This window comes from Sedimenticola selenatireducens DSM 17993, from assembly GCF_000428045.1.
Taxonomy (GTDB): domain Bacteria; phylum Pseudomonadota; class Gammaproteobacteria; order Chromatiales; family Chromatiaceae; genus Sedimenticola; species Sedimenticola selenatireducens.
The window spans coordinates 215,365-241,847 of the sequence record NZ_ATZE01000008.1 but is presented as its reverse complement, the minus strand read 5'-3'; the positions used below and the strand labels follow the sequence as shown (position 1 = coordinate 241,847).

Annotated in this window: 29 protein-coding genes and 1 pseudogene; 27 read left to right on the top strand and 3 right to left on the bottom strand. The window is 51.8% G+C overall.

Annotated elements, in window-relative coordinates:
• The 5 genes from A3GO_RS0107665 to soxX all read left to right on the top strand — a co-directional run.
• Positions 1-193: transposase (locus tag A3GO_RS0107665; protein WP_029132904.1), on the top strand; the 193-nt coding region annotated here is incomplete at its 5' end.
• 579 nt (positions 194-772) lie between these two features.
• A complete protein-coding gene (gene soxY, locus A3GO_RS0107655; RefSeq protein ID WP_037374858.1) occupies positions 773-1,246 on the top strand; it encodes a thiosulfate oxidation carrier protein SoxY in 474 nt (157 codons plus the stop codon).
• Positions 1,247-1,304: 58 nt separating this feature from the next.
• Positions 1,305-1,613 carry a thiosulfate oxidation carrier complex protein SoxZ gene (gene soxZ / locus A3GO_RS0107650; RefSeq protein WP_029132902.1) on the top strand — a complete coding sequence of 103 codons (309 nt, stop codon included), beginning with the start codon at positions 1,305-1,307 and terminating at the stop codon, positions 1,611-1,613.
• Positions 1,614-1,732: 119 nt separating this feature from the next.
• Complete coding sequence (gene soxA / locus A3GO_RS0107645; RefSeq protein ID WP_029132901.1) at positions 1,733-2,629, top strand: sulfur oxidation c-type cytochrome SoxA; 897 nt, start codon at positions 1,733-1,735, stop codon at positions 2,627-2,629.
• Positions 2,630-2,724: 95 nt separating this feature from the next.
• Positions 2,725-3,249: a sulfur oxidation c-type cytochrome SoxX gene (soxX, locus tag A3GO_RS23035; RefSeq protein ID WP_084609900.1), complete on the top strand. Its 525-nt coding sequence runs from the start codon at positions 2,725-2,727 to the stop codon at positions 3,247-3,249.
• 144 nt (positions 3,250-3,393) lie between these two features.
• On the opposite strand, the gene A3GO_RS23030 is transcribed toward soxX, so the two are convergent.
• On the bottom strand, positions 3,394-4,311 hold the full coding sequence (locus A3GO_RS23030; RefSeq protein ID WP_051301949.1) for a LysR family transcriptional regulator: 918 nt from the start codon (positions 4,309-4,311) through the stop codon (positions 3,394-3,396).
• Positions 4,312-4,492: 181 nt separating this feature from the next.
• On the opposite strand from A3GO_RS23030, the gene A3GO_RS0107630 reads away from it, so the two are divergent.
• From A3GO_RS0107630 to A3GO_RS23020, 8 genes are all read left to right on the top strand, one after another.
• Positions 4,493-6,157, top strand: a complete 1,665-nt coding sequence (locus A3GO_RS0107630) for an acyl-CoA synthetase (RefSeq protein ID WP_169720382.1) — start codon at positions 4,493-4,495, stop codon at positions 6,155-6,157.
• A 39-nt stretch (positions 6,158-6,196) separates the two neighbouring features.
• Positions 6,197-7,213 carry a TRAP transporter substrate-binding protein gene (locus tag A3GO_RS0107625; RefSeq protein WP_029132899.1) on the top strand — a complete coding sequence of 339 codons (1,017 nt, stop codon included), beginning with the start codon at positions 6,197-6,199 and terminating at the stop codon, positions 7,211-7,213.
• Between the two features lie 75 nt (positions 7,214-7,288).
• On the top strand, positions 7,289-7,825 hold the full coding sequence (locus A3GO_RS0107620; protein ID WP_084609898.1) for a TRAP transporter small permease subunit: 537 nt from the start codon (positions 7,289-7,291) through the stop codon (positions 7,823-7,825).
• Positions 7,826-7,835: 10 nt separating this feature from the next.
• Positions 7,836-9,152 (top strand): TRAP transporter large permease, encoded by a 1,317-nt coding sequence (locus tag A3GO_RS0107615; RefSeq protein WP_051301947.1) that lies wholly within the window; start codon positions 7,836-7,838, stop codon positions 9,150-9,152.
• Between the two features lie 13 nt (positions 9,153-9,165).
• Complete coding sequence (locus A3GO_RS23025; RefSeq protein ID WP_051301946.1) at positions 9,166-10,350, top strand: thiolase family protein; 1,185 nt, start codon at positions 9,166-9,168, stop codon at positions 10,348-10,350.
• Positions 10,351-10,388: 38 nt separating this feature from the next.
• Positions 10,389-10,835, top strand: a complete 447-nt coding sequence (locus A3GO_RS0107605; RefSeq protein WP_029132896.1) for a Zn-ribbon domain-containing OB-fold protein — start codon at positions 10,389-10,391, stop codon at positions 10,833-10,835.
• A 458-nt stretch (positions 10,836-11,293) separates the two neighbouring features.
• On the top strand, positions 11,294-12,703 hold the full coding sequence (locus A3GO_RS0107600; protein ID WP_245621685.1) for a sigma-54-dependent transcriptional regulator: 1,410 nt from the start codon (positions 11,294-11,296) through the stop codon (positions 12,701-12,703).
• A gap of 37 nt (positions 12,704-12,740) precedes the next feature.
• Positions 12,741-13,727: a substrate-binding domain-containing protein gene (locus A3GO_RS23020; RefSeq protein ID WP_169720380.1), complete on the top strand. Its 987-nt coding sequence runs from the start codon at positions 12,741-12,743 to the stop codon at positions 13,725-13,727.
• Here the strand turns inward: A3GO_RS23020 and A3GO_RS0107590 are convergent.
• Positions 13,722-15,392: a sensor histidine kinase gene (locus A3GO_RS0107590; RefSeq protein WP_029132894.1), complete on the bottom strand. Its 1,671-nt coding sequence runs from the start codon at positions 15,390-15,392 to the stop codon at positions 13,722-13,724. The genes A3GO_RS23020 and A3GO_RS0107590 overlap by 6 nt on opposite strands.
• A gap of 196 nt (positions 15,393-15,588) precedes the next feature.
• On the opposite strand from A3GO_RS0107590, the pseudogene A3GO_RS0107585 reads away from it, so the two are divergent.
• Positions 15,589-15,849, top strand: a pseudogene (locus tag A3GO_RS0107585) (TSUP family transporter); the annotation flags it as partial.
• 179 nt (positions 15,850-16,028) lie between these two features.
• Here A3GO_RS0107585 and A3GO_RS0107580 read toward each other — a convergent pair.
• Positions 16,029-16,463, bottom strand: coding sequence for a MerR family transcriptional regulator (locus tag A3GO_RS0107580; RefSeq protein WP_029132892.1), 435 nt, complete (start codon positions 16,461-16,463; stop codon positions 16,029-16,031).
• Between the two features lie 84 nt (positions 16,464-16,547).
• Here A3GO_RS0107580 and A3GO_RS23015 point away from each other — a divergent pair, with 84 nt between their 5' ends.
• The 13 genes from A3GO_RS23015 (at position 16,548) to A3GO_RS0107515 (ending at position 26,454) form a co-directional block, all read left to right on the top strand.
• Positions 16,548-17,255, top strand: coding sequence for a cation efflux transmembrane domain-containing protein (locus A3GO_RS23015; protein ID WP_084609894.1), 708 nt, complete (start codon positions 16,548-16,550; stop codon positions 17,253-17,255).
• A gap of 60 nt (positions 17,256-17,315) precedes the next feature.
• Complete coding sequence (locus tag A3GO_RS0107570; protein ID WP_037374857.1) at positions 17,316-17,753, top strand: disulfide bond formation protein B; 438 nt, start codon at positions 17,316-17,318, stop codon at positions 17,751-17,753.
• Positions 17,750-18,403, top strand: coding sequence for a DsbA family protein (locus A3GO_RS0107565; RefSeq protein ID WP_029132890.1), 654 nt, complete (start codon positions 17,750-17,752; stop codon positions 18,401-18,403). The genes A3GO_RS0107570 and A3GO_RS0107565 overlap by 4 nt, the downstream gene beginning before the upstream one ends.
• Positions 18,404-18,799: 396 nt before the next feature.
• Positions 18,800-19,381 carry a tetratricopeptide repeat protein gene (locus tag A3GO_RS25270; RefSeq protein ID WP_051301944.1) on the top strand — a complete coding sequence of 194 codons (582 nt, stop codon included), beginning with the start codon at positions 18,800-18,802 and terminating at the stop codon, positions 19,379-19,381.
• A gap of 394 nt (positions 19,382-19,775) precedes the next feature.
• Positions 19,776-20,600: a phosphate/phosphite/phosphonate ABC transporter substrate-binding protein gene (locus tag A3GO_RS0107555; protein WP_169720379.1), complete on the top strand. Its 825-nt coding sequence runs from the start codon at positions 19,776-19,778 to the stop codon at positions 20,598-20,600.
• Positions 20,597-22,060 carry a sensor histidine kinase gene (locus A3GO_RS0107550; protein ID WP_029132888.1) on the top strand — a complete coding sequence of 488 codons (1,464 nt, stop codon included), beginning with the start codon at positions 20,597-20,599 and terminating at the stop codon, positions 22,058-22,060. Before A3GO_RS0107555 ends, A3GO_RS0107550 begins: the two co-directional genes overlap by 4 nt.
• The gene (locus tag A3GO_RS0107545; protein WP_029132887.1) at positions 22,053-23,390 is read left to right on the top strand and encodes a sigma-54-dependent transcriptional regulator; all 1,338 of its coding nucleotides are present in this window, start codon (positions 22,053-22,055) and stop codon (positions 23,388-23,390) included. Before A3GO_RS0107550 ends, A3GO_RS0107545 begins: the two co-directional genes overlap by 8 nt.
• Positions 23,391-23,544: 154 nt before the next feature.
• Positions 23,545-24,036 (top strand): YeeE/YedE thiosulfate transporter family protein, encoded by a 492-nt coding sequence (locus A3GO_RS0107540; protein WP_029132886.1) that lies wholly within the window; start codon positions 23,545-23,547, stop codon positions 24,034-24,036.
• 1 nt (position 24,037) lies between these two features.
• Positions 24,038-24,682: a YeeE/YedE thiosulfate transporter family protein gene (locus A3GO_RS25265; protein WP_051301943.1), complete on the top strand. Its 645-nt coding sequence runs from the start codon at positions 24,038-24,040 to the stop codon at positions 24,680-24,682.
• Between the two features lie 25 nt (positions 24,683-24,707).
• Positions 24,708-25,019 carry a sulfurtransferase TusA family protein gene (locus A3GO_RS23000; RefSeq protein WP_051301942.1) on the top strand — a complete coding sequence of 104 codons (312 nt, stop codon included), beginning with the start codon at positions 24,708-24,710 and terminating at the stop codon, positions 25,017-25,019.
• A gap of 9 nt (positions 25,020-25,028) precedes the next feature.
• Positions 25,029-25,238, top strand: coding sequence for a hypothetical protein (locus A3GO_RS0107525; RefSeq protein ID WP_029132885.1), 210 nt, complete (start codon positions 25,029-25,031; stop codon positions 25,236-25,238).
• A 105-nt stretch (positions 25,239-25,343) separates the two neighbouring features.
• Entirely contained in the window at positions 25,344-25,613 is a 270-nt protein-coding gene (locus A3GO_RS0107520; protein WP_029132884.1) for a hypothetical protein, read from the top strand.
• Positions 25,614-25,617: 4 nt separating this feature from the next.
• A complete protein-coding gene (locus A3GO_RS0107515; RefSeq protein WP_029132883.1) occupies positions 25,618-26,454 on the top strand; it encodes a rhodanese-like domain-containing protein in 837 nt (278 codons plus the stop codon).
• Positions 26,455-26,483: the final 29 nt, after the last annotated feature.

Genomic DNA, 26,483 nt, shown 5'->3' with positions numbered 1-26,483 from the left:
TTTTATCAAAGGAAAAAGTGCAATCCACATAGCCCGCACCTATCAAGGTCGAAAGAGAAATTATGTGGGACAGCACTTCTGGGCTAGGGGTTACTTTGCCTCGACGGTGGGCAGGGATGAGAAAGTAATCAGGGATTACATCCGACACCAAGAAGCAGAAGATCGCAGGATTGATCAGCTGAACTTGGTGTAGTGGCCCCTTCGAGGGGCTCAAGGAGCCGTCAGGCTCCGTAATACAGGCCGCTTCGAGTGGCTCACAGATAAAGCCCCCGGCTTTGCCGGGGGATACTTACTTGGCTGTTTAATATCTCCTCATGTTCGATAAATCAGATGATCCCCTCCGGCCCCTGATCGGTATTTACGCTGGTGCCAACAACGGGCTTCTCCTTACGCATCTTCAGCTTGTCCTTCTTCATCGCCTCGAGTGAGGTGCAGGCATGGGGTTCAGGTTTTTCTGGCCTATCCTCTGATTCTTAATCAGCGATGGAAGATCAACTCTTATTCCGTGAATTTAAAAAATGCTCGCGTGCTGCGTGTTGGCGTTCCTAAAAGCTAGGGAATATCTCCTGTAAATGCCGGTCTGGTACGGGCAAATTGCCCTACATATTTAATTTCTTATCGATACAAAATTTTTTTTCATGAAGATTATCAATCGATTAGGTGCCTTTTAATAGTTGGTATGTAATCTGCATCAAGGCGGTTCACGCCTGAAAGATGGTGTGGAAAATAAACATTAGTCACATTAGTTGATTACAACATCAGGAGTTGAATCATGATTAATAAAGTACGACGAAGCCTTCTTAAGGCTTCTGCCAGTGGCACGGCAATAAGCGCCATGATGGCATGCGGACTCATAGTACCGAAAATCTCGCTTGGCAAGTCATTTTCCAATGCCTTTGGTTATCACTCTATGGACGAAGTGCTCAATGAGCTTTTTGAAACAACAAGCACCATACCCAGCGACGCTGTCACGATAGTGGCTCCCGACATTGCCGAAAATGGCACCGTCGTGCCGGTCACGGTTAGGACCAAATTACCGAACATTCAATCGATCACGATCATTGCTGAAAAAAATCCGTACCCGTTAGCTGCCAGTTTTGAGATGAGCAATAAAATGGCGGGCCACATAGCAACCCGTATAAAACTGGGAAAAACTCAGGATGTTTGGGCTGTCGTATATGCCGATGGAAAACTGTTTACCGCAAAAAAAGAGGTAAAAGTTACGGTCGGTGGTTGCGGTGGCTAGCATCCGGTCGACGTGTGTGGTGACAAGCAAGAGTTAATCGAATCAAGAGGAATAGATCGTGAGCAATACAATAAAAGTTCGCACAAATATCCAAGATGGATTAGCAGTCATACGATTGCTGATTAAACACCCAATGACGATTCAGAGACTTGACCCAAAAACGGGTAAGGAAATACCGGCACATTTTATCGACAAAATCAATATCGCAAAAAACGGAGAGTCTTTAATTAACGCCAACTGGGGACAAGGTGTTTCGAAAAATCCATATCTTTCGTTCACGCTTACTGAAGCAAAAAAAGGTGATCGTTTGTTGGTAAGTTGGCATGACAATAAGGGCGAGACGGACTCAACAGAGTTTGTTCTGTAAATTATTGCTTAAGGTCACCAAGTAAAAATAGAACCGATTAAATGTTAGGAGGAGTTATGAGGAGTTATCGAATCTTAGTATGCTTGTTAGTCTGCTCGTTAGTGCAAGTCACATCGAGTATGGCTGCCGAGATGACTACCAAGCACGAATATATGCCCGGCCGTGAAAAGGCGATACCCCATGTTTCCGGTGATAAGGAGTTTTCCAATACCTACCAGTACTGGAAAGATCCGGAATCGCTGAAAAAAGCGGTCGACGATGGTCTGATGTCGCATGAAATGAATTTCAAAGATTTTCGCTGGATGGAAAAAAGCATGGAAGGCGATATGGTACTTGAAGAGGGTCTGGCCTACTTCAATCAGGAAAACGAGAGCGGTAAATCATGCGCATCGTGTCATGGAGAGGATGGCGCGGAGCTGAAAGGTGTCTATGCAACATTCCCAAAATATAATAAGCGCGTAAATCGTGTCCTGACTGGTCCTTCACAAATCGAGGTTTGTGCCAAAGAGCGGCTCCAGCGTGATGACTGGGGTCCGGATACCCGGCCCAATTCCCTGATTGCCTTCTATGTTGCGTCACTCGCGGATGGCGCTACCATCAATGTGGACACTTCCTCGGAGCCGATGGCCGCAGCGTATGAAAGGGGACGGGATCTTTATTTCAAACGCGTCGGCCAGTTTCACTACGCATGCTCCAGTTGTCACACGCCGCCGACAGCTGGTAATTATCTCCGGGGTCAGAGGCCAACCACTTTCTTTGGAGATGCAGCCCAGTACCCGATTTATCATTTCCCCTATCAGTTGGCGGGAGACGATTACTCTTATGTCTTTACCATGCAGCACCAGATTCGCAGTTGCCAACAGCTGTCCCGCATGTATCAAGGTAAAGAGGGCAGTGCCAGCATGACGGATATTGAGGTGTTCATTCGTGCATCCTCAAATGGATATCCGATGAGTATTCCAGTAGCTGAGTACAACATGAACACTGACTACCTTGAGCGCAATATCGATCAATAGACAACAGTATAAGCTATTGATCCCATTGCCTAGATTATGATCCTGCGCAATCGCTTTAAGGGGTTGTGCAAGACGAGTACTTCGGAGATTGAACAATGTCGAATAAAAGTTGTTTTCAATTATCAGCCATTAACCTGTTAATGCGGGGGGTGGCCATTGTTATGCTGCTGGGAATTGGCTTTGTCGCTACCGCTGCAGAAAACGAAAAACCCCAGTGGGTGCCGGGACAACCCTATCCCCCTGAACTGCTGGATCAGTATCCCTGCCACAGTTATGAACTGGAGTGCGGCCAGCTTCCGCCGCCCCCGATTGAAAAGGTGGAGTTTAACGAAGAGTTGAATGGCGATCCTGACCGTGGCGAAAAGATAGCCATTAACCTTCGTTGGGGAAACTGTATTGCCTGTCATAAGTTGCCTGGACATGAAACCGGTAGTGGAACCGTTGGGCCGAGTCTGGTCGATTATGCGGAGCGATCTCTCCCGTACAGCTACACATTTCAGCGCATCTGGGATCCGCGAGTAGTCAATCCCGATGCGCACATGCCGGTCTTTGGGCCAAACAGGATTCTTACAAAAAACGATATCGTTGACGTGATGACCTTCTTATACGCAACCAAGTAAGTCCTCCGTGTTTAGCGGCCTCATCCTCCTAGCCGACCCCCTCGGCATGAGGCCGCATTTTTCACACTGGTTTTACCACAATACAGTTGACACTCGTCATGCCGCTCTCTGGACACAGTACCTGCCGCCAGTTGTATTCGTAGTTTACCCCGTAGTATCGGGTGATGGGCTTATCTTGTGGAAGCTGCTTACCTCTCCGGCGATTTTGGCTACGATCTCTTCCAGCATCAATTCCTGATCTCCCTGATAAACAGCCTGGTAGTTAATGAACGGCAGTGGTGTTGTTGTCTCAAGGACCACCAGCTTATTGGCATCAATTTCCTTCTGGTAGATCTCCGCAGGAAGTGTACTGATGCCCAAGCCGTTTAGTGTGAGTGTGGCAATGGTCTGCAGATTATTGCAAAGGCTAACGTTGCTGAAATTAACATTGGCTTCGGTAAACCACCGCTTAGTGATTGTATATATATTGGATTTGGCGGATAGGAGTATTACCGGCCAGCGAGAAATTTCCTCGGGACCCAGCACATGATCGGGGATATTGAGCTTGGGGCTGGCAATCCAGGAGAAAGTGGTACCACCCAACGGAATCGAGCGAACATATGGCCTTGTTACCGGGCTGGGTAACAGCACAATGTCAAGCTTTCGTTGATCGAACTTGGTCCAAAGATTGCCGGTTAAATCTACGTCAATCACTATGTTAATGTCCGGGTAGTGCTGATTGACCTGTGCTACCAATGTCGGCAACCAGGTCAGGGCGATCAGTTCTGCAACACCGACACGCACTACGCCCGAGATCGCAGTAAGGTTACCCACCGCTTTGCAGATGGTCTGTTCCAGTCCGAGCATCTGTTCGGCAAGTGGTATCAATGCACGTCCCCGGACATTCAATATCGCCCGCCGCCCACTCCGTTTAAACAATTTTACCCCAAGGTGGTTTTCAAGTTCCTTTACTCGCTGAGAGACGGTGGGCTGCGTGAGGTGCAGTTTGTCGGCCGCTGCTGCGAAACTGCCGAGGCGGGAGATCCAAACAATTGCTTCAAGATGACGTATGTTCATATACATAAGAATACACTATCAAAAAGTATAGATAAATATCATTTGTATCAATATATGGTGATTGTTATGCTCCTTCGGCATCAGGGTTGGTAGCAGACCGAGACCGTTGTTAAACAGGCCATTTAGAGAGGACCGTATGCCGGCAAAGCCTATCCAAGAGAGTGAGAAGTATGTTACCGGTGATGGTATGGATCTGGACGCCTTAAAGGCATTGGTTGGTGAACCAGTTTCTTACGAGCGTGTCATCGAGCATTTTCAGGTCAGAATTCCCGAATACTACAATTTGGCGGGTGACACCGTGCTTCGTCAGGTTGACGGTGGTAACGGGGAAGCAGTTGCACTGGTTGCCGAAAGCGCCGACGGTATCATCAAGCGCTTCACCTACGCAGAGCTTGCCGAACGGTCATCTCGCCTTTCGCAGATGCTCCAGGAACTTGGTGTTACCCGGGGAACCGTCGTGGCCTGTTATCTTGGAGCGGGTCTTGAGGCTGCACTCACCTATCTGGCGGTGTTTCGTCTTGGGGGTATTGTCGCTCCGCTTTCCCAGCTCTATGGACCCGACACGGTTATACATGCACTGGTCGACTCCGGAGCACCGATTCTGATCAGCGAATCAGAACTGTGGGCGCGTATTGCCGATCAGAAGAGTCGATGTCCCGCGCTTGCCACTGTCGTGCTTACCGATGCTAACGGTGAGAAAGATATTATCGATTTCAATCAATATCAACAGATGCCGGGCGATGAGCATGTCGAACAGACCCGGGCAGAATCGGCGGCTCTGTTACTGTATACCTCTGGTTCTACCGGAATGCCCAAAGGCATCTTGCACTCGCACAGGATACTGCGTGGTTACCTGGCTTCAGTATCGTTGTTCTACGAGCTGGATATGAACAAACCGGGGCGTGTGCTCTGGACCCCATCCGACTGGTCCTGGGTGGCGGGAATTTTCAATGTAATGCTTACAGGTTGGTTTTTTGGTCAAACGGTCGTTGCGAGTCGTGCGCGATTTTCTGCCGAAGGATCTTTTGAGTTGATGGCCCGTCACGGTGTTACCCACTGTTTTCTGACACCGACCGCATTAAAACGTATGGCCGCCATTGAAGACCCTTATGGCCGATGGCCAGATCTGGCCATCCGGGCGATCGGGACGGGAGGTGAACCACTGCCCAGCGCAATACTTGCCTGGGGAGATCAAATACTTAATGTGCCAATCAACGAATTCTACGGGCTGACGGAAGTTAACCATCTGATCGGTAATTGTCGGTCTCTTTATCCGGTTCGCCCCGGTTCCATGGGAAAAGCCTATCCGGGCCATGTTGTGGCGATTATCGATCAAGCAGGCAATCCACTACCGGATGGCGAAATTGGCGAGATTGCCGCGCGCGATGATGATCCAACGCTGTTGCTGGGGTATTGGAACCAACTGGGACGCACCGCTTCGATGAGAGTGGGTCGTTGGGTGCGTACCGGGGATTTAGGGTATCGAGACAGTGATGGTTACTTCTGGTATCACGGCCGTAATGACGATTTGATCAAAAGTGCCGGCTATCGCATTGGACCTGCGGAAGTTGAAGATGCCCTGGTTGAACACCCCGCCATTGATGAGGCCGCTGTGGTGGGAAGTCCGGACCCGGACAGAGGGCAGGTGGTAAAAGCCTTCGTCCGCCTGGCAGCAGGTTATGAACCGGGTGCAGATCTGGAAAAAGAGATTCAGATGCACGTCAAGAGTTGCCTGGCGGCATACAAATACCCAAGAAAAATAGAATTCGTCAAAGACTTTCCTCTGACCAGCACTGGAAAGATAAATCGAAAAGCACTTCGGCTAAAAGAAACAGCAGAAAATTCCAATTAGAAGTAAAAGACGTATCAAACTCGATAGGAGGAGTTGTGTATGAAACCCTTGACTAAACATCTGACGGCCATGATGCTTACAGTCGGTATTGTTACAGGCGCGCAGGCTGCCACGACACTTAATCTCAATCACCAATGGCCGGCTACGACCACCGGTTCAAAGGTCGACCAATGGTTTGCTGATGAGATAGCCAAGCGAACCGATAATGAAGTGAAGATCAGAATTTTCTGGTCGGAAGGGCTCGGTAAGGCAAAAGAGGGTTTATCACTGCTCCAGAATGGTGCCATTGATATGGCCGCCATCTCACCTGCCTATTTTCCAGCACAACTGCCATTTTTCAGCGCGCCAAACTCAATCCCGATGGCGATAGAAACCGTCGATCAGGCAAACACCCTGATGAAAAGGTTATTGAAGGAGGTGCCCGCGTATACCGAGGAGGCGGATGCAAACGGCATCAAGGCGCTGTTCTTTCACCACCTGAACCCCTACGTACTGGTGTCTCGTGAAAAGATAGTTTCAACCGATCAAGTGAACGGAAAGAAGGTGCGTACCTGGGGCGCGGATATGCCCCGTATGGTACAGGCAGTTGGCGGTACACCGGTTACTCTGATGCTGCCGGAGATTTATGAGAGTCTGAGCCGGGGTGTGGTTGACGCAGCGCCGTTTGCCGTAGACCTTGTGGTTAATTACAAGATCTATGAGGTGGCAAAGAACATCAGTGAAATAACGTTGTGGGAAGGGCCTGCCTGGGGTATCTGGATCTCCAAGCCTGCCTGGCAGAAACTGACGCCTGAACAACAGAAGGTTTTTGAAGAAGTTGCCAGTGAGGCGATGGAACGGGATCGCAATGCCGTGCTTGCGAAGGGTGAGCAAGCACGTAAGACATTGATTGAGAAGGGAGTCAGCTTCCATAGCTTTCCAGAGGTGGAAAAGGCCAAGTGGCGCACGGCGCTGCCGGACTTTTTCAGTGACTGGATCGCACAAATGGACGAGCAGGGTAAAGGTGATGGTGCCCGCCAAACCGTCGGTATCTGGAAGGAAGTCGTCGGCGAATAGCGGTCTGACCTTTATTGCCTCATGATCATTCTGTTGATCATGGGGCACTCCAATCATTGACTATTGGTAGTTGCCATGGCTGATAAATCCCCCAAACCTGTGCGCTCAAAATTTGCGCGAGTTTTAAGATCGTTCAATCGTTCTGTTGCTCTGTTGTCTGGTATTGCCCTGTTTATTATGATGCTGATCGGGGCGGCCGATGCTATCGGTACCAGTCTTTTTTCCACCCCTCTGCCTGCCGCCTTCGAAGCCACTGAGGCGTTGATGGTGACCTCTGTGTTCCTGGCGTTAGGTCTGTCCCAGCAGCGGGGTGCACACATAAGTGTCGAAGTACTGATCGGTTTAACTCCATCCATTGCGCAGCGTATTGCCGCCGCCTTTGGAAGCCTGCTGAGTCTTGTTTTGTTTGGGTTGATTGCCTGGTTTGGCTCTGAAGCAGCGATTGAGAGTTTCACGGTTAATGAATTCTCCTCCGGCATTGTCAACTTTCCGATCTGGCCGGCGAAGGCGGCACTGGCATTTGGTGCCACGCTGATGACCGTCCAGTGTGGCTGGGACTTTGTGAACGAACTAATGGGACGGCACCACACCACGTCCCAACCGAAAATTTAGGGAGCCGGCTATGGATCCGCTAAGTATCGGTTATACCTGTGTGGCTCTGCTGTTTGTTTTCCTGGCGCTTGGTGTGCCCGTTGGTGTAGCCATGGGTGTTCTGGGTGTTGCCGGCATGTATGTTGGTTTTGGCGAAGCTTTTGCATTCGGTCAACTTCGCACATTACCTTTTTCAGTTGTCAACAACTACTCTTTTGCAGTCTTGCCCATGTTTGTTCTGATGGGGGTTCTGGCGGAGTCATCGGGGATCACATCTCAACTATTCCACGCCGGGGAGTTGTGGCTGCGGAACCGTAAAGGAGGGCTGTATCAGGCCGTGGTCGTGGGTTCGGCCATCTTCGCCGCCGTGTCAGGATCAACCATTGTGAATGCGGTGGTCTTTACCCGCCTGGCATTTCCCCACATGATCCGCTTCGGTTACTCCCGCGCGCTTTCAATTGGTTCGATTGCGGCAGCGGGTAGCTTTGCTGCCATGATTCCACCATCGATCACCATGGTGATTTACGCAATCATTACCGAACAATCGGTTGGCAAACTGCTCATCGCCGGGGCCTTGCCGGGTATCCTCACTGCAGTTGTGTATCTTGTTGGCATAAGCGTAATGGTTCGTATCAGGCCCTCGCTTGCCCCTGACATTAAAGAACTGTCGACTCGCGCAGAAAAATGGTCGGCCCTGTGGGGGGTCTCGCCGGTAGCGTTACTTATCGTGCTGGTTCTCGGTGGTATCTACTTCGGCTTTTTCCCGCCTTCGGCAGCGGGTGCGATTGGTGCTTTTGGGGCCTTCTGCATTGCGGTAACGCGGAAGTGGGGACATGGCACTAAATGGCTGACATCATCATTGCGCGATGCGGCATCAGTCAGTTGTATCATATTTATCATTCTGATCGGCGGATTGATCTTTTCCAGGATGCTGGTGGTATCCGGGGTGATTGATGGATTCGTTGAATTGGTCAACTCCTTTGCGTACTCACCACTGCGATTCATGATATTTATTTCTATCATGTACATAGTGCTTGGCTGTTTCCTCGACACCACTTCAATGCTTGTTGTCACCCTGCCGTTCGTCTTTCCGGCAGTTCAGCAACTGGATATAGATCCTATCTGGTTCGGTATCGTACTGGTTAAGCTGATCGAGATATCGGTTATTACTCCACCGGTAGGTATTAACCTGTTTGCTGTGCTGGGGTCGGTGGCAGGTCAGGCCAAGTTTCAGGATGTAGTAAAAGGAGTGTTGCCCTTCTTGTTATTGGAGATTCTGGTGCTTTTGATGCTGATTGCGTTTCCATCGATTGCCACCTGGTTGCCCGCACAGATGATTGCGAGTTGAAGGGGATGAGGTTATGAAATCCATGCCATTGGTTATTGGCAGTGCGATGGTACCATTTCGCCGATATCGAGATGGTACAGGGCCACGTGATTGGGTGCGTACCGTGGCAAACGAGGCGATTGCCGATGCGGCGATCAAACCAGCAGATATTGATGCGGTTATTTTCGCTTCGGAAACAGATTTCCTGTCGCTACAGCTTGTCCCGGCACCGCTTTTGCTGGATGAGATAGGACTCTCAGGTTGTTCGGTAAGCCGAGTGGAAACCGGTGGTGCAAGTGGTGGCAATGCGCTGCGATCCGGGGTCATGCATATACTCTCGGGCTTTGCCCGGCGAGTGTTGATTGTCGGTTACGAACATGCGGCAAGTCACCTAGCCGGTGATGACGTACGACTACTCTACGGGCTCTCTTTTGATGCGGAGCTGGAAGGATGGGCCGGGGCGACTGCAACTATGCTCTATGCCCTGTCTGTACAGAACCATATGGCACGTTACGGTACGACGGTCGAGCAACTGGCAGCGGTTTCTGTGAAGAATCACTGGAATGCATGCGATAACCCCTGGGCGCACAAACCCATGACCATAACGATTGATGACGTGCTGGCCTCTGCGGTGGTCAGTACACCCTATCGAATGCTTGATTGCAGCCTGATCAGCGATGGGGCTGCAGCAGTGGTTCTGGCGCACCCGGACGCGGTCCCGGAGCGCTCGGATCGACCACGCGTGCGGGTCACGGGCAGCGGCTGCGCGACAGACGCAGTGCGTCTCGGTGATCGGGATGAACCCGGCAGGTTTAGTGCCAAGGAGTTGTCGGCACAGCAAGCCTATGCGATGGCCGGTGTCACCGATCCGATGCGCGAGATTGATGTGGTCGAGCTGTACGATGCCTACACGGGAGCAGAGTTGCAAGGTATTGAGGCGCTTGGTTTGTCTCCCGCAGGAGAAGCGGCGGCGCGACTCTGTGACGGTGTCTTTGATCGGGATGGCGTCCTGCCGGTCAATCTCTCTGGCGGACTGATCGGTCAGGGGGGTGCTCCCGGCGCTGTGGGATTGGCTCAGGCGATTACAGTGACCCGACTTCTGGAGGGACGGTACTGGCCTGGTCTGCAAGCGGGCAGAAGTTTCCGTCGCGGAGTCACCGATTGTCACGCAGGGGTTGCCACTGCCAATGTGACCCATGTATTTGAACGGGAGGATTGACTATGGCCCATGCAAAAAAGCGAACAGGATCGGATAATATGGAATTCAGATCGGACGAAGGTGGGAGGATGCCCATCAATCTCTCGCTCTCCTATAGCCATGGGTTTGGTGCCTTTACTCCCTTTTTTGACGCGTTAATGCAGGGACGGATATTAGGTAGTCGATGCCCGGTTTGTGATGAGGTGCGTTTCCCACCACGCATGCGCTGTCCGACACATCATATAGAGACCAATATGACGGAGCTGACCGGCTATGGTCGTTTGCTTTCCTGGACAACAGGACCGATCAGATTACCACAGGCCAAGGATACGACACCGCTTACCTTCGGGTTGGTGCAGTTGGATGGGGCGATTAACAGCACCCTGGTCAGAATTGACGCAGATGAGACACAGTTGATAACGGGAGCACTGCTTCGACTCCAGCGGCTCAAAGAAAACTCCGGTCTTCCCCATCCGATACAGGCATTGATCTTTCAACCTGTATGAAGAGATGCCTCGGAATTAATATTCCACATGTCATCATGACGCCTAATACGACGCCACTAACAGAGGCTTTTAGGAAAATACGGCATGCCTCATTATTCATATTGTCGACTCCTTGTTTTAAATTTTCCAGTTTGTAGGGTTCGTAATGCGTGCTAACCATAAGTTGGAATAGTAGTTACGGCACTATTCATGCTAAATGAATAGATGATAATTAACTAATAGAATAATAACTAAAAAGTGGGATGCCAGTGGGACTGGAATAAATTTTTGAGGTATGAATATTTTCCTACAAGCTGACGCGATATACATGGAATTACGCCACACCCAGGCAGGTAGATTAGTAGGCATTGACACCTGAATCTGCTGCCATGATACTCAAGTTCCAGATTTTGAATGACGTGGTCAAAGTATTTGTCTGTTCTTCAACACTCTAGAATTATCAAAACGCTAATAACCCAATGAGCCATGTGCTGATGTCCACCCCCGAGCTACCACAAGAACGAGAATCGAAACCTGTTGTTTGGATCATTGATGATGAACCTGATGTCGCACAGGTCTTGGCGCGTGTTGTTAAGACATGTGGCGAATACAATGTAATTGTCCAGCCTGTGCCATTTGATTTATCACAAGCACTTCGTATGGATCCTCCGGATCTTGTTTTTATTGATCTTGTTATGCCGGATTTTGATGGATTCGATATAATTCGCAGAATCCACGAATTTGATAATGCAATTACTATCGTTGTTGTAAGTGCTCACTCGACTACTGACAATGCCGTGCACGCAGTCAAGTTAGGCGCATTCGATTTTTTACCAAAACCATTCGATCCAGATAATGTTCGGTTAATTCTGGCAAAAACCCAGAAGGAGTTTCAACAGCGATACAGTCATGCCGAATTGAAACGGCAAATATTGACTAATGACTCATATATGAAGGCCATAAAAGGTGGTTCTCAAAAGATCCGCGAATTGCGCGAATGGATTTTCAAAGTTCGTAATGTCAAGGCAAATGTCTTGATTTGCGGGGAAAGTGGAACCGGCAAGGAGTTAGTAACTCGCGCGATTCATGCGGGCAATGGAAAATTATTGGCTATTAACATGGCAGCAATACCAGATGAACTTGCTGACTCTGAATTGTTTGGCCATAAGATAGGCGCATTTACAGGAGCAACCACGGAGCGGCGAGGCTTGTTGTTGGACGTCAATGGTGGAACCCTTTTCCTGGATGAGGTGAATGCCATGTCCATGCAGCTGCAGGCCAAGTTACTGCGGGTTATAGAAGAAAGAAAAGTAAGGCCGGTAGGATCTAATCAGGAATATGACGTGGAGTTTCGGTTAATCAGCGCCACTAATGAGGATCTTGACGAGCTCGTCGAAAAAGGGCTGTTTAGACGGGATCTTTATCACCGACTTAAGGTTCTCAGTATTAAGCTTCCACCGCTAAGAGAAAGAGCAGAAGATATACCGCTTCTTGCTGAAGAGTTTTTACAATACTATGCCAGAGCCCATAAGCGATCGATAAGATGTTTTACCGCAGCAGCATTAAATCTACTCGTACATAAAGAATGGCCTGGAAACGTTCGGGAGCTCGAAAATCTCGTTGAAGAAGCAGTAATTCTCATGTCAGCTGATGACTGCGAAATTAGTAAGGAACAACTTGAACCAACGACGACAGACTTGGAAGAAATACAAGACAACCCCTTTAATATATATACTGGCGAGTTTGTTACTCTAGCGAATATTGAGCGATTATATATCCGTAAAGTACTTGAACATGCGGAAGGTAACAAAGCGCTTGCAGCAAGAATATTGAAAATAGACTATAAAACGTTACTAAGAAAGTTGGCGGTTACAGGTGTGGGGGATTGACCGCACGGCAACTGATGAAATGGGAGAAGCGCGGCAAATGAATCGAAGAGAGATAATCAGATACTCATGCGCGTTGTTAGGTGCGTCCGGTCTTGGAGTTAGTGGGGCCTTTGCAGCGCAAAAAATATTGAATATATATAGCGAACAAAAGAGAGACGAAAAGATTGTACATTGTGGTGGTCCTGACAATGCTTCTTTCCAGTTTCTCCATACCAGTTTAAAGCGTGGCGAACTTAGCATTACGGGGACCAGATTGCTAAAAGATGGTTTTCTGGATGATTTGGCTACCCCTTATATGGAGGATAGTGGGCGACTACTGAAGGTGCTAGGGGGAGATTGCTCTAAAGGTATTGGGGCCGTACGTTTCAATCAAACTCACTTAGGTAGTTTGTGTTGTCCAGTCAAAGGCTCACCTGGTGAGGGGCTCGGGTGGCTTCCTGTTGCAGAAGACTTGAAAATTGTATTAACGCATCCATCGAATCCAGTAAGTTCATTGGACATAGGTGAATTACGGGCAATAGTCAGCGGCAAAATAAAGCGCTGGAGTGAAGTGGGTGGGGAAGATATACCAATTGCCTTGGTTGTCGATCGACATTGTCCGGACTTTATGGAGCCGGTACGACAAGTGCTTCTCAACGGTGATTCCTATCCCACAAAAAATGTACTTACAGCAAACAATGATCAAGACATGCTAAGGACGGTAGGGCGCTTTCGCTCGTCCATAGCGATAAATAGCTGGGTAATCGCTGCCCCTTTTGTTGAGCAGGGGATCTTAAAAGACTTGGCGGTCAATGGTATAAGAGCGCATTCAAATGGCGCCATTGCGGATGACTATCCGTTAAGTGGGCCCTTTAATTTGATATTTAAGTATTGGGATCCTGTTGCAATGGGGCCATTCTTCGATTTTCTGTTTAGTCCCAGAGGTCGAGAGCTCATCCAAAGGAAATTGCGTCCAATAAATAAGGAGGAAGCGTTCAATATTGGATATCTACCTCGGATAAATAGCAGGCAGAGTTTATTATAGTACCGGTTTGAAATGGTATGGAAGATAGACTGTTATCTGTCCTCTCTTCGCATCAGTTATAACAATATCACCGCCGTGTGCTTTGGCGATTGCTTGTGCGTTGGATAATCCTAAGCCGGTTCCTCCTCTTTTGCTCGATACAAAGGGGGTGAAAACGGATTGGTTAATATTCTCAGGAAATCCAACCCCGTCATCGGTTATTGATATAAATACTGATTTATCATCAAACTTGCCGGAAGAAATCTCTATTTTGTTATTGCCGTTCGCCTGATAGGCGTTGTTGATCAGGTTATCCAGCATTTGTTCCAGTTGGTAAAGGTCGCCACTCATCATTAACCGGTCGCCGTTGTTATTAAAGTGGTAACAAAGATTACTTTTTCGGTGGTGGTAGTTTGTTAGATAGTTTTCAAGGCATTGACCTAGTTCATATTGTTCGACTTTTAAATTAAGCGGACGCCCAAAACGCAATAGGTTGTCCACAATTCTGGAACAACGTGTCGCATGATGTACAATCATATTGACATCGGAAACAAGCGTGGGGATATCTTTATGCTCATCACGCAATAGTATGGCTGTGTTTTTTATGACGGTAAGCGGGTTGTTTATATCATGTGCAACACTGGTGGCTACTTTGCCAATTGCAGATAACCTGTCTTTCTGTTCGATTTCCTTTTCCAGTACTCGTAATTTCATCATGTCATCTAACATGCTGTTGAAAGCACGAACCAGTTGAGCCACCTCTGCCTGCCCTTCAACTTTTACATACTTGACTTCTCCCCGCTCTAATTCTGGCGCAGCTTTAGATGCAACTAGCGTGAGTGCCTGGATCGGTCGCAATTGCTGTCTCAGAGAGAGTACAACAATACCGGATAGCAAGATGCTGCTAACAATTAGAGTAACACCCACTACCAGTTTTGTTTTTGTGAGAGCGATTGCGACGGGGTCGGGGACTTCTAATTGTAAGGATGTTTCTTGGCCATGTGATGAGTGTATGGGAATTTGTATTATATTGGTTTTTTCTGTGTTATCGGCATCGGAAACTATACCGAGCTGTGCATCCGGGCCTAATAATAAGGTAAGGTTGTCGGCTGGCCTGAGTATTCGTGCCATTTGAATTATCCCTATAACTTCATCCTCTTTCTTTAAGGGGCTATCAGTAACCAACCAAATTTCGTCGTTTATCCATATTATATTAGTATGAGCTTCGCGGATTAATGCCCTGGCAGCCTTCATGTAATCGTGTAGTTCTTCTGGCGCTGGTGGTTTGTTGCTTGCTGCAAGATTGCCGTTAAGATCCCAGGCAGTTACTAATTCGATCCCGAATGTTTCACTGACACGTTTTAGATCAGCCTCGAGTGGTTCTTTACTTCCTTCTAGATAAAGATTATAGAGTGCGCTATGTCGGAGATCTGAATCAGTAGAAATGAGCTTGGCCAATTCCTCAAACCTCGCTATTTCTCTTTCCAGCAATCGCTGAATCCCACTAGCCTGATAATTTAATCGTTCTGCCGCAATCTCGCTGAATTGCAGCGACACAAATCTATCAATGCTCAGAAATATAGCACCGGATATTACGCTAATCACCACGATAAGAAATGCTACTATGCGGAATAGCCAGGATTTAGGGAGAATATTTAGAGCTTTTAGTGTTTTCATATGTGTCATATAAACAGTTCATAGGACTTAGGTAAAATGTGGTCCCGAATAGATATCTCTTTTTGCTAAATATACTACATTCAAAGTGTTCAATAGTATTATGAGAATGGATGAAACGCAGAGGTAATCCCCCCGAAAAATAGTGGCGTTATAAATTTGGGGATTACTCCGCGGCTGACCTTTTTCGCTTTCCGATTTACGGGCAGTCTCCACCAGCCCGGTGTTCGGCCTGATCATCAGCGTGCCCGCGACTCTGGTCCATGTGGCCAATGGCTGGGGCATGCCGAACTTGCCGCCGCTGACCACGGGTTACGTCAACTGGACCAGTTTCGCTATTCTGGTCCCCATGGCCATGTGGAGTGCACAACAGGGTGTAAAGTTGGCCTACAAGCTCAATGTGCCCCATTTCAAGCGGGCCTTTGCACTGTTTCTCTGTCTGATCGGGCTGAAGATGTTACTGGGGTGATACGGGAATTAGGGGCAGGGAAGCCCCGGCTCCCCGCACCCGAATTGAACCACCTGCCGGGAGAGCCTACCGGTTGCACTTGAGACTCTCGGGGCCTGGTGTAGATTCGATCGGGTTCCGGTTTGGGGACGTCGGGTATCGACTATGATGGCTGGGTATTGGGAGCCCAGGGTTTTGCCTCACTCCGGAGGGTGTCGTTCCGACAGGCAGAGTTGGTGATTGGAGAGTGCCTCGATAATCCGGCAGTCCGCCACTTTGTTTCCGCTGCACCGGTCAATCATCCGCTTCAGCTCCTTTCTCATGCTCTGCAACCGCTTGATCCTGGATTCTACTTCCAGCAAGTGCCGGCGCGCGATCTGGTCTACAGTTTCACAGGAGTGGGAAGGATCGTCTGTCAGCGCCAGGATCTCTTTAATCCGGTCAAGCGAGAATCCCAGTTCACGGCTGTGGCGAATAAACCCCAGGCGATTCATGTGTGCCCGGTTATAGATGCGCTGATTGCCTGCGCTTCGTTCCGGTTCTGGCAGCAGGCCAATCTGTTCGTAATAACGAATGGTCTGCACCTTGCAGTTACCGATACGGGCCATCTGGCCGATAGAATAACGTTCAGCCACGGTGAAAAACCTCTTGAAGCTACAACGACTGTAGGTTGTAAGCTTAGCTCATCACACTCGAACTGGATACCCGGGAGAGCAGGAATGGCCGGCTGCAGTTGCGGTAACAATCTGGATTTCGACGGAATATCCGTGCCCTACAAGCGGATACTGTGGGTCATCATTGCCATCAATGCGCTGATGTTCCTGGTCGAGGTGGGGGGCAGTATGGCCGCAGACTCCATGGCGCTGCGGGCCGATGCGCTGGATTTTCTGGGTGACAGCCTGACCTACGGCATTACCCTCCTGGCGATTGGCCACCCGATACGCTGGCGCGCTTCCGCCGCCCTGTTCAAGGGCCTGACGCTGGCCCTTATGGGATTTTGGGTGCTGGGCTCGACGCTCTATCGGGTTTTTATTCTTGGTGTCCCCAATGAAACCATCATGGGTTCGATTGCCCTAATGGCCTTTGCGGCGAATGCAACCAGCGTGGTATTGCTCGTGCGCTACCGAAATGGTGACGCCAATGTGCGTTCGGTCTGGCTCTGCAGCCGCAATGACGCAATTGGAAATCTCGCCGTCATGGTTGCCGCCGGTGTCGTCTATTATACGCAATCGCGCTGGCCGGACCTGCTGGTGGCTGCAGGCATGGCGTTACTGTTTCTGCACTCTTCGACCCTGATAATCCGCCAGGCAAGGCGTGAGCTTCGGGAGGATCGTGCCACCACCGACCAGTATGAGGGTTGTGCCGACCGGTGTGAACAAGACCCGCGAATCGCAAACCAAATGACCGGATCATCAAACCAGCGTTAACTGGATCACGATCCGTCACAATTCCTGTGAACTACTCTGGGCTGAAAAACTCATCAACCTATGAACCAAGCTACAGTGTATGATCAAACCAACTGGAAGTGGATTTTCCTGAGTTGGCTCCTGGCTACCGTTGCCATGCTGGGTAGTCTGTTTTTCAGCGAGGTCATGGATTTTGTACCCTGCGTACTCTGCTGGTACCAACGGATTTTCATGTATCCCCTGGTGGTGATTCTATTGTTGGGCATGTACCCCTATGATGAAAGCGTGATTCGTTACGCCTTGCCGCTGGCAGTCATTGGCTGGGGATTTGCCATATACCATTATCTTGTCTACTCCGGCTATATCCCCGAAGCACTGCAGCCCTGTGGCCAAGGGCCCTCCTGTGCAGACATAGATCTTGAACTGTTTGGTTTTATTACCATTCCGATGCTATCCATACTTGCCTTCAGCGCAATCATTCTTTTTCTATCCATTGCCAGATACAGGATCGAACGATGAAGAAACAATACCAGGTGCCCGTAGTAGTCATCCTGCTTCTGGCTGTTTTCGCATTTGCGGCTTACCGCTATGATGTGCAGAAGACGGCCGAGCTGAATGAGGCCGCCATGCAATATTCCAGCTTCCTCGAGCGCGACTACTCACCGACCAAAGGGAGGGCAAGTGCGAAAGTGACCATAGTCGAGTTTTTTGATCCTGCCTGTGAAACCTGCCGTGCCTTCCATCCCCTGGTTGAAGATCTTGTGGCATCCAACCAAGGTAAGGTGCGCGTTGTTCTGCGCTATGCACCTTTTCACCAGGGATCCGATTACGTGGTAAAGGCGCTTGAGGCGGCACGACTGCAGGGTAAGTACTGGCAAGCCCTGGAGGCTGTTTACGCCGCGCAACCTGTCTGGGCCTCACACGGTAACATAGATACCGGAAAAATCTGGCCGCCACTGGAGCGTGCGGGGGTTGATGTGACACTGGCACAGAAAGCGATGCACGGCGCCGAAATTGCTACCAGGCTTCAGCAGGATATGGCAGATGTGCAGGATCTTGAGGTCCGAAAGACCCCCGGGTTCTTTGTCAATGGGAAACCATTGATTAAGTTTGGCGCCGACGAACTCAAGGATCTGGTCGCCAAGGAGATTCTCGCGAATTACTTTTGAGTGCGGCTGGACGACGGACAACCCCTGCGGATCCGGTTCCGGATGGTGCCTCGAAATGCTGGTGCTGTCTCACCGGGACGGCCCAGGGTTGACCCGATGGCCAATGCAGGTGATACCCCATGTCGTCAGTTCGTGCATCGATTCCTTATTGTATGGAAAATTAACCCGATAGAAGATTCTTCTCAAATGGAATCATACGCTTCGATACGATGGAACCCTGCTGCTATTTGCGCGTCCTATTCTTTTGACTGTAAAGTCTCGACTACGCCAGTGTGTGATTGAATAAAAAAATAAATCATGCGTCCAGTTAATGTATCTATCGATGGGGCTGCACCGTCGAGCCATTTAACGTGACCGAATAATGCTTGTGATGCCCGCTGGGAAAAAGGCAAAATTATGAATATTAATGTCAAACTGGTTTCTGTAATTATCCTGATTCAGCTCGTAACCGCCTCCCTGGTATTTGTGGTCACCCGGGCCTATTACAGTGATCAATCGCCCGCCACCGCTGCTGTCCCGGCTACTGGCGGTGTGATGGAATCCAGCGCCATCGATCTCCGGAAAATGCCCACTCCCGACATGATGAAAAGCCTGCAGAAATCCCCTCCTGCTATCCAGTCGGATGATCCTGCAGAAATCGATCGGCAGGCAAACCAGTATTTCCAGGATAAGGACTATGACAATGCGGCCAGACTTTACAGGCGTGTTCTCGAGTTATCACCGGATAACGTCGGGACGCTCAATAACCTGGGGCTGACGCTTTACTATCTTGGGCGTTCCTCCGAGGCCCTGGAGATGTTGAGACGCGGCAGCGATCTGCAGCCGGAGTTTCAGCGGATATGGTTGACCCTCGGCTTTGTAGAGAGCGGTCTCGGAAATATCCCGGAGGCGAAGCAGGCGTTGCAGAACGCGATCGAGTTGGGGCCCGAGACGGACCCCGGGAAATCGGCCACCAAGATGCTGAGCAAGCTGCCCTAAACAGCGTTTGCCTGTTTACTCAGCTGATTTGGCCGTACTCAGGGAATGCGATGAGCCTGAATCAACGTAAATAGTAATTAAAGACTGTTATCTGTAGATGCTGTCACGAAATGGCTCAATACCTGAAAATGACGTGCGCCCTCCACCCTTTTCAAACCAAGGTGGAGTCAGCGCGCCATACTCTGATATGGTTATCTATGGAGGAGCGCTTCCCAGATGGGTCATGGGCTGTGTCAACAGAACCTACTAATAATAAAGTCCGGTCTGCTCCAATAATTAAACCATAACTTATATTTTGAGGTAGGCAGCCCCCTGGTCTGATAGGCATGAAATGCCGGACCCCGCATGGGGTGCATTTGCCATCCATAATTTTTTGCGGTGTGGGAGGTTGGAGTTGGGACGAAGATTTGGCTGGCCGGCATTGTTGCTGGCCCTGTTGCTATCGGCTGGGGTGTCGGCCGAAAATCAGGAGCCGGGATACCTTCGCTTCGGTGTTCTGCCTCTGCAGAGCCCGACCAAGCTGGCCGGTATGTTTCTGCCGTTGACCGGGTATCTGGGTCAGCAACTGGGACGCCCGGTACAGTTTGTCACCAGTAGCAGTTTCTCCGCTTTTATGGAGAAAGTGGCACAGCGAGAATATGACATCATTTATCTTAACCCGATGCTTTACGGGCGCTCCCGTCAATACGGATATCGGGTAATTGTCAAGGTGGCGTCCGAACCCTTTACGGGCATCCTGGTGACCCGCAACAGCGGCCCCATCCGAGCCCTGTCGGCTGATTCACTGCCTTCGGGGATACGTATCGGATTTCCTGATCCGGGTGCCTTTGCGGCGACTGTCATGGTTCGGGATTACCTGAATTCGATCGGCATCGACGTGGACAGACAAATGCAGGTGCAGTATTTCGGCTCACAGGATTCGGCCATTCTGGCCTTGCATAACGGGCTGGTTGATATCATCGGGACATGGCGCCCTTCGTTACGGTCAATGCCACAAGCGGTGCGCGAGGATCTGCAGATTATTGCCGAGACACCGCCGCAGCCACAGATGCCAATAGCTGTTCGGGATGACTTGTCGGCTGAAGACATTGATCGACTCTACCGGGCGTTGGTGGGGCTTGCTGAAACTGAGCATGGCCAGACGATCATCAAGCAGATGGGATTCAAACGGGGTTTTGAGTCCGCCGCCGATGCAGAGTATCTGGAGGTGAAGCCGTGACAGACACCCCTCTGTTTTCAACCGCCCCAATGTTGGGGCAACAGAGTCGATGGGTTCCCCGCCTGTTCCATACCCTGCGTGCGCGACTGATCATTTCGGTGGCCCTGGTGCATGTTGTGCTGATGGGGCTGTTCACCTGGGAGGCCGTTGAGCGCCAGTCCCATGAACTGCGTCAGGAGATGGTCAATCAGGGACGCTCACTGGCCAGTTTGATGGTAGTGGCGTCGACCAATGCCTTGTTGGCCGAGGATCTGGCCTCGCTGGCAGAGGTAACCCGCCGGGTCGGTGAACGGGAAGATGTCTCCTATGGTGAAGTCGTCGATGTTCGGGGGTTTGTCATGGCCAGCACCCGGGAGGGGCGGGTAGGGCGTCAGGTCGGACCAGTCATCGAACAGAATGATCAGTTCCCGTTGGCAGTTGATGACCGGGTACTGGATCTCCGGGAAGAGGTCCTGATTGAGAATAACCGGGTGGGATTCGTGGTGCTGGGGTTATCTACCACAAATCTTGAAAATGCCCTGACCGAGACTCGCAATCGCGGCATTCAATATACCCTGCTGGCGCTGGTGATCGGCAGTGTTGCCGCCTGGTTGCTCTCCCTTGCAGTGACCCGAAACCTGCACGAGCTGACACTGGCGGCAAAAAAGATTGGCGGCGGGGACCTGGATGCCCGGGTGAATGTGCGCAGCCAGGATGAGACGGGAACGCTGTCCCGGGCCTTCAATCTGATGGCGGCTTCGCTGCAGCGCAGTTCCCGGCAGATGGAACAGGAGCATCGTAAGCGCACCGAGGCGGAGCGGTTGGCCTGTGTCGGTGAGATGGCCGCATCGATCGCTCACGAGATCCGCAACCCGATGGTGGCGCTGATCAATTCGGTAAAACTGCTGGGCAATGCGCAACTTGCAGCCGAGGATCACACGGCGGTCGTGGATATCGTCAACACCGAGTCGCGCCGCCTGCAACGTATTCTGGACGATTTCCTGATGTTCTCCCGACTGCCGGCCCCCAGGTTGGAGGATGGAGACCTGAAACTGCTGGTTGAGCAGACTATTGGGCTGATTAGTCAGGACCCCCGTTATGCGGATGGAATTCGCTTTGAGCGACGTTATGAGGAGGATAACCGTTGTCGCTTCGATCCTGATCTGATGCGCCAGGTGCTGCTCAATCTGATGTTGAATGCATTGCAGGCGATTACGGGTGAGGGGAAACTGATTATCCGCTTACAGCGCACCGGTGACCGGCTCAATGTCAGTATTGTGGATAACGGCCGGGGCATTCCCGCAGACCTGATGTCTGAAATCAGCAAGCCCTTTTTTACCAGCAGAAAGGAGGGTACCGGCCTCGGTTTGCCCGTGGTGCAGCGTATTCTGGCGCAGCACGGTGCGGTGCTCAACATCACCAGCCGGGAGGGTTCCGGCACCGAAGTGGCTTTTGACCTGGAAGTGACGAACGATGGGTAACGTACTGATTGTCGATGACGAGTTTTCCATTCGCAAGACCGTGAGTCTGCTGCTGAAGGCGGAAGGTTTTGTACCGTTTGAAGCCGCAGGGATTGATGAGGCGCTGGGTTATTTCGAAACCCAGTCGATTGATCTGGTCATCACCGATCTGCGCTTGGGTATGGAGAGCGGTATCGACCTGCTGACTCAGCTGCAGGAGCGTGGTTTGGCCACCGAGAGCATTGTCATGACCGCCTTCGGCACCATTGAAACAGCCGTCAAGGCAATGCGCTTGGGAGCCTATGACTACCTGACCAAGCCGATCAACCCCGATGAACTGATGCTGCGGGTCCGTAAGGTCTTGGAACGCAGGGCGCTGCAGGAGGAGGTAAAACGCCTGCGCATGGCCCTGGATGGCCGGGAACAGATTCGCTCCATCATTGCCGCCAGCGCCGCCATGCAGCAGGTGTTGGATGTGGTGGCGCGTATCCAGGAGCGCGACATCCCGGTGCTGATCACCGGGGAAACCGGGACCGGTAAGGAGGTGGTTGCACAGGCACTGCACAGCACCAGCGCCCGGGCGGACAAGCCGTTCGTGCCGATCAACTGCTGCACCCTGCCGGAGGATTTGCTCGATTCGGAACTGTTTGGCCATGTAAAGGGCGCCTTCACCGGTGCCGGCGGAAACCGGGAAGGGTTGTTTCAGCAGGCGGATGGCGGGACCCTGTTTCTGGATGAGGTGGGGGATGTCAGTCCACGCCTGCAGGCAAAGTTGCTGCGGGCCCTGCAGGAGGGGGAGGTGAGACCGGTCGGCGGTAACAGCATTGTGCGGGTCAATGTCCGGGTGGTCGCCGCCACCAATAGGGATCTGGAGCAGATGGCGGCCCGGGGTGAGTTTCGCAGCGACCTGCTGTTCCGGCTCAACGTGTTGCCGATTCATCTGCCGGCCCTGCGCGAGCGGCGCGATGATATCCTGCCGCTGGCGTGGCATTTCGTGCACCAGTTGCGAGAACGCCTCGGACGTGACGACCTGGGGCTTTCCACGGCGGCCCAGGAGAAGCTGCAGCAGTATGACTGGCCCGGCAATGTGCGCCAGCTGGAGAATATCATCGAACGCAGTTTTGCCCTTTTTCCCGGGCCGGTGCTGGAGGCGCACCAGATCATTATCTCCACCCCGGGCAAGGCCATTGTGAGTGAGGCGCGCGCGGAAACCACGTTGACTATCGCCGAACTTGAGGCGCGACATATTCGTGCGGTGCTGGAGGCGAATGACCAGAATCAGGTGGCGGCGGCGCGTGTGCTGGGGATCAGTCGTTCGACCCTGAGGCGCAAAATGGGTCAGTCGGGGTGATTCATTTTGCGACAGCCCCTGTTCAAAACAGATCAGAATCAGTATTTCATTAGATATTTAAGCTTTTGTAATAATTAATAAAAATATATAAATCCCGATTGGCACCCGGTTTGCACTTCTCTGTCAACAATAACGAACTGGCATTGGAGGGTGCATGGATTTTTTCAAGAAGACCTTCGACCCGGTGATCTCCCTGGCGATTATCGCGGTCTTGAATATCTTTCTGTTTCTGACGGTCGGCGCCTGGACCGTGGGTGGCGGCGAGACCATGATGACCGGTCTCATTGCCGAGTTTTTCCTGGGTGATGAACTGGCCCGCATTCCGTTCTGGGATCTGGTTTTCAAGCCCGATGCCGGTTACTGGAAGATCTATATCAGCCTCGGCATGTTGTTCGGTGCCCTGGTGGGCGCGCTGATGAGCAAGGAGTTCTACTGGCGTGTCCCGAAACATCTCTCCGAGTGGGTGATGATTACCATCGGCGGACTGCTGATGGGGATCGGCATCCGTCTCGCCTTCGTCTGCAATGTGAGCACCTTCTTTGGACTGACGCCGCAGATGAACCTGGGCGGCTATCTGTCGATTACCGGCATCATTGCCGGGGCCTGGGTCGGCTCACTCATCTACAAGAAAGTTCTGGAGGGTTGATATGTCGGTTGTCGGTCAATGTCTCGCTGCCTTTATCTTCGGTTCCGCCGTGGGTTTTCTGGTACAGCGTTCGCGCTTCTGTAACACGGCAGCGTTGCGCGATGCCATGCTGTTCAAGACCTATCGCAATACCAAGGCGCTGCTGGTCACCATGATGATTCTCACGGTCGGTTTCACCACCTTCATGACCTTCGGTGATGGAGTTCCGCTGCAGTTTGACGTCGGTATCAACCAGGTTATCGGACTGTTCCTGTTCGGCATCGGCATGGTGCTGGCCGGCGCCTGCACCGTCTCCACCTGGGTCAAGGCGGGTGAGGGCAACGTAGGCGCCATCTGGGCGCTGCTGTTTACCTTTATCGGCATGTTCCTTTTCTCCCTGGTCTGGTCCTACACCTATTGGCCGCCGGCCTCGGCCACCATGACCGGTGAACCCAACCTGGCGGGTCTGCAATTTGGCTTTGCCAATGCGGCCACCCTGCAGGAGGAGACCGGTATCCCGGCACTATTCTTCGGTCTGATCCAGACCGCAGTGCTCTATGCCATCTACCAGGCGATCCTGCGCAAGGAACGCCGCATCGCCGAGCAACATGCCCCGGTAAGCCAGCCGGTGGCCGCCGCCCGGACAGTATTGGAAAGCAAATCCTGAACAGCACTCCACAGGAGGAGATCTCATGGGACTTTTTGGACGTAATAAAAATAAATCGACGGAATCCGCGGGTCCGACCGGCGAGGTTACGCTGGAAGATGGCAACACCTATCCGGTGAGCCAGATTGTGGACTGTATCGGCGACTCCTGCCCCCGTCCGCAGTTGATGACCAAGAAGGCGCTCTCCGGGGCGGCGGCGGGTGACGTGATTGAGGTGCGCATCGACAATCCCACCTCGATGGAGGCGATTCCGCCGATGATGCCGGAACTCAACAGCACTCATCTGGGCACGTTGAAAGCTGACCGCTACTGGCGTGTCATAGTCCGCCGGCAATAGGATCGGGCCATGACAAAAGGTTATTTGGCCATGTTGACTCTATCCGTCGCGGTGACAGCGGTCTCTGTTGGATCGCTCTCCTATATTGTCATTGCCCAGCCGGATTATCTCCATGCGGACCGTGATGGCGTGCCGTTCTACACACCCCAGGTGATCAACCCCGAAGGGGGCGAGCCGCTGAACATGGGTGAACTGATTCGTCACTACAAGGGGGAGTGAACCATGGATCTGAGTCTGCAAACCTGGATTCAAATAGGCATGTTCGTTTTGTCGATGGCTGTGCTTTATATGAGCATGACCAGTGATTCATCCTGAGGAGACTGCATGATGCGTCGGGAAGTGGTGATTTTTAATGTTCTCAGTCTGGTAGGTACGCTGGGCCTCAGTGCGGTGCTGTTTTCCTATGCGGCAGTCCCGGAGGAGAAACGCCTGGCCGCCAGCCAGCCGCAGCCGATGGAGGCGTTCTCTGACGTGGACCTGGGCCCTGACTACGGGCAGATTCCGGTCGTGGAACTGGTGGGTTACTACCTGGAGAACCCGCCCGTGAAGGCAACCGGCAGCGCACCGGTGAAAAGGCATTTTGGCGGCTGCTAGATCAGTGATCCGGTTTGCTGCCGTCTGCTGCCTGGGTCTGCTGGCCGTGATGGCGCTTCCGGCTACGGCGAGCGGATTGCGGTTTATTGACAGTCTGCCGGAAGACGGCCACTGGCGGATGCTGGATACGCGCCCGCTTGAACAGTGTGAAAAACGCAGCATTCAGGGTGCCCGCTGCCTCGCGGCAGAAGAGCTGCTCGGCCACAGTAGTCGTCTGCCGAGCCTGCGGGACATCGTCTGGTTGCTGGGCACGCTGGGGCTGGAGGGGCGTGAAACAGTGGTGGTCGCGGGTCGACCGGGTGAAGCCCGCGACTTTATCGCCGGCGTGCTCTATCTGGCCGGGCAGCGGAGTGTGCTGGTGCTGCAGCCACCGCTGAGTCGGCTGATCGCCTCGGGGGATTATGCTTTCGCGGCTGGCCAGCGACGCAGCATGAGTCGTGAGCGGCACTATGTCGCGATGCCCCGGGGTGCACAGATCGTGCTGCGCCGGGAGTTGCAGCAACGCTTGAACGGAAATCAACACTTGCGACTGCTTGATGCGCGGAGTCAGGAGGAGTACTGGGGTGAGCAGATACGGGGCTGGCGCGGCGGACACATTCCGGGTGCAGAGCCTGTGGCCCTGGAAACCGGCTCCCCGGTCCGATTGACTGAAGCGGGTGTGGATACGGTGGTTTACGGTCACGCACCACGTGATTCGGTCGCCGCCTTCGTCCGCCTGCAGGCCCACTGGCCCCAACCGGTGCAGGTTTTGATCGAAGGTTGGCGAGCCTGGTCTGCTGATGGCAGTCTGCCGGTCGATTCAGAAAGCTACGAAGATAACAAGACGTTGACAGGCTCCTGAAAACGGGCAGGTCAGTCGTCACTAAAACG